The 3,717-nt window shown below is 42.6% G+C and carries 4 protein-coding genes; 3 read left to right on the forward strand and 1 reads right to left on the reverse strand.

Annotation, left to right across the window (positions count from 1 at the left end; translation table 11 throughout):
- The coding region (locus B4C08_RS10490) for a glycine hydroxymethyltransferase (RefSeq protein ID WP_296665180.1) at window positions 1-1,499 on the reverse strand (1,499 nt) is incomplete at its 3' end.
- Between the two features lie 663 nt (window positions 1,500-2,162).
- Here B4C08_RS10490 and B4C08_RS10495 point away from each other — a divergent pair.
- From B4C08_RS10495 to B4C08_RS10505, 3 genes are all read left to right on the forward strand, one after another.
- Window positions 2,163-2,339, forward strand: a complete 177-nt coding sequence (locus B4C08_RS10495; protein ID WP_296665182.1) for a hypothetical protein — start codon at window positions 2,163-2,165, stop codon at window positions 2,337-2,339.
- 29 nt (window positions 2,340-2,368) lie between these two features.
- On the forward strand, window positions 2,369-3,049 hold the full coding sequence (locus tag B4C08_RS10500) for a formylglycine-generating enzyme family protein (RefSeq protein ID WP_296665184.1): 681 nt from the start codon (window positions 2,369-2,371) through the stop codon (window positions 3,047-3,049).
- Window positions 3,050-3,376: 327 nt separating this feature from the next.
- The coding region (locus tag B4C08_RS10505; protein ID WP_296665187.1) for a class I tRNA ligase family protein at window positions 3,377-3,717 on the forward strand (341 nt) is incomplete at its 3' end.

Here is a 3,717-nt window from a genome sequence, read left to right on the forward strand (position 1 = left end):
CCTTTTACAAACTCTTTTTTGAGGAAGTCAAGGTCAAGCTCTGGATAAAGAACGTGCTTTGAAAGAAGCTCCTGAACTTCTTTTTCTGCTTTTGCCTGAATAGATTCATCAAGCTCTATTTTTCCCTTTGCAGGCTTTCCGTCTTTTGTAAGTCCTGGCTTTGTTCCCTTTAGAACAAGGTCGATAATTTCCGCTACTTTCTTCATGTCGTTTTCATTCATTCCCAAAGTTGTAAGCCCCGGAGTTCCAATGCGGATTCCAGAAGTCCACCAGGCGCCGTTCTTGTCATAAGGAAGGGCATTTGCGTTTGCTGTAACACCGCATTTGAAAAGTGCCGCTTCCGCCTGTTTTCCTGTAAGGCCGTAAGTTGTAACGTCAACGAGCATAAGGTGGTTGTCTGTTCCGCCTGTCTGAAGCTTCATTCCTTTTTCAATGCAGGCAGCGGCAAGAGCCTGTGCGTTTTTTACAACATTCTGCGCGTAAGCCTGATATGCAGGAGTTTTTGCTTCTTTGAAAGCCACAGCCTTTGCCGCGACAATGTGATTTAGAGGTCCGCCTAGAACCATAGGGCAGCCTTTGTTCACGTAGTCTGTGAATTCCTTCTTGCAAAGAATGAGCGCGCCACGTGGTCCGCGTAAAGTCTTGTGTGTTGTAGTTGTAACAACGTCAGCCCATTTTACAGGATCATAGTCGCCTGTGAAAACTTTTCCTGCAACAAGACCTGCAAAGTGCGCCATGTCCACCATAAGAACTGCTCCGCATTTGTCTGCAATTTCACGGAATTTCTTAAAGTTGATTTTTCTTGGATACGCGCTGAATCCTGTAAGAAGAATAAGAGGCTTTACTTCCATCGCCTGCTTTTCTATTGCGTCATAGTCCAAAAGTCCTGTTTCCTTGTCAACTCCGTAAGGGTGGCTTTCAAACATACGGGCTGAAACATTCATCTTGTATCCGTGGGTAAGGTGTCCGCCGCATGAATAGTCAAGCCCCATAAGACGCTGGTTGCCGAATCTTTTGCGAAGAATGTCGAACTGCTCGGCATTAAGATCCCCAAGGGATTTTACGCCCATTTCCTCAAGAGTCGGAGTTTCAATTGTCTTTGAAAGAATTGCCCAGTAAGCAACAAGATTCGCATCGCATCCTGCATGGGGCTGAACATAAGCGTAGTCTGCTCCAAAAAGCTCGGCTGCTTCTTTTGCGGCAGTTTTTTCAACTGAATCGATGTTTTCGCATCCGCCGTAGTAACGGTGTTCCGGGAATCCTTCTGCATATTTGTCTGTTAAAAGGTTTCCCATTGCGGCCTGAACATTGAGCGAGCAGTAGTTTTCACTTGCCACAAGCTTTAAGTGCCGGCGCTGGGTTGCAAGCTCCTTTACAATGTCTTCTGCAATTTCCGGGGCTACATCAGAAACAAGCTGAAGATTCGCAACATAGGAAGTCATGGCAGGATTCAACTTTCCGCCGCATTCCTTTACATAGTTTTCAAGTGGAGTAGGCATTGGACTCACCTCGCTTTATAAAATTTGGTCTGTTTAACTTTTAGCATTCTAGTTGAATCTAGCTCTTTCCGCAAGTAAGCTGAATTTTTGAAACACAGGCAGGCTTTCTAGGCTTTAGCACAAGGCGCACCAGTCTGCACCGTTACGCTTTATATGCAATGAACAAGGTATGTATGGATTATAAAATTAAGCTGATTTTTATGTGGAATTAACTTAAAAACAAAACAAAATTAAGTTAAAATTAAAGTGAAATTAAGTTAAAATTAAAACAAAATAAACTTAAAAACAAAACGAAATCAACTTAAAATTAAAGTAAAATTAAGTTAAAAACAAAGCAGAATTAAGTTGATTTAAGAATGAAATTAAGTTGATTTTGCACTAGTATTAACTTAAAAATTGTCTGTTTTTAACTTTATTTTAAGGACGCTAAAGCATTAAGCGCGGTCTTCACAAGGCAGTAGATGGACTGTAGAAAGCTTGGTATTAGAACAGTGTTGCTGATAAAAAGAGCTGCCTTGCTAATTTTTAATTGTAAAAGACAGCTCTTTTTTTTAACTCGACATTCGACCTATAAAACTTTTGTTAAAACGCAAGCAGATTGTTTTTCTTGACACCATAAAATTTGTATGGTAGCTTTAAAAAATTATACGGGGGTGGTAAAAAATGAAAACCTTAAAAAAATGTTTTAGCGTGGCTGGCGACCGTAAAAGCAGGCTGTCTTTTGCGACTTTTGTTATCTGCGGAATTATACTGCTTGCTGTTCCCTTGCAGATTTCATGCTCTGACTCAGGAGACGACAGTGGAGATTCAATTGTTGAGGGGGGGCGGATACTGACATAAACAATTCCGATGGCTCTGTCAAAACTGCCTTGGAAGAGGGCGTTACGTATAAAAATGTTGACAAGCTTATGATTGCTGTTCCAGGAAAGGAATTTTCTATTCTTGCAACGGAAGTTACACAGGAGCTTTACGAGTCTGTAATGGGCAAGAATCCTAGCGGCTTCAAAGGAGAAAAAAATCTTCCTGTGGAAACTGTGAGCTGGTATGACGCAGTTTATTTTTGCAACAAATTAAGTAAGATTTGCGGTTTGACTCCAGTCTATGATGTTGATGGCGAAACTGATGTAGAAAAATGGAACTATGTTCCTAATAAAGGAAATAAAATAACAAAAACTGTAACTCAAGATGAAAATGCCAACGGCTACCGCCTGCCTACAGTAGAAGAATGGCAGTATGCGGCAAAAGGCAGTCAGGAATTCACGTACAGCGGCAGCGGCGAGCTGGACGAAGTGGGCTGGTATGTTGTCAACAGCGGAAACAAGACACACTCTGTAGCACAGAAAGATCCTAACGGCTACGTTCTTTACGACATGAGCGGCAATGTGGAGGAGTGGTGCTGGGGTTCCGACAGCAACGGCAAACGCTATTACTGCGGCGGCAGTTGGTACAACGACGCCTACTACTGCGCGGTGGGCAATCGGTGCGACTACAACGCCTATAGCACCTACGACTACCTGGGCTTCCGCATTGTCCGCTCTACAGGCAAGTAATAGCGAGCTGCGGCTGTGTAGTGCCGGTGCAGCGCAGGCGGTAAGCCGTAGCGGAACAGGTACGTAGCAGATGCAGCGAGCAGGTACTGTTGTAAAAAAAAATAGATTCCCGCAACGAGTGCGGGAATGACATATAACCCAGAGCAGGAATGACATACAAACAAGCACGGGAATGGCACATGGGTAAGCGCAGAGTGGAATCATAGAACTTGTTAGATATACCTTGAATGTCCCATCTTTATCTTTTCATTGCAAACATCAAAAAAAAATATTATAATTTCGCTTTATAAAAAAAAAGCACAAGTCTGTGTGTTGATAGAGGTTACGATGAAAGCTATTGAACTTGAAAAATCCTACAATCCAAAAGATTTTGAAGATAGAATTTATGCTGAATGGGTTCAGACAGGATGCTTTAAGCCTGCGTCCGACAAGGATTCTCCGGTGCATGAATGTTACTTGGGTAAGTCTAAAAAATCTTCTGTTTCAAAGTATACAGTCGTAATTCCTCCGCCAAACGTTACAGGCGTTCTTCACATGGGGCATGGACTTAACAATACGCTTCAGGATATTGTTGTGCGCTACCACAGAATGAAAGGAGATGACACTCTTTGGATTCCTGGAACCGACCATGCAGGAATTGCCACTCAGAATGTTGTTGAAAAGCAGCT

The sequence above is a fragment of the Treponema sp. UBA753 genome (genome assembly GCF_002297325.1).
Classification (GTDB): domain Bacteria; phylum Spirochaetota; class Spirochaetia; order Treponematales; family Treponemataceae; genus Treponema_D.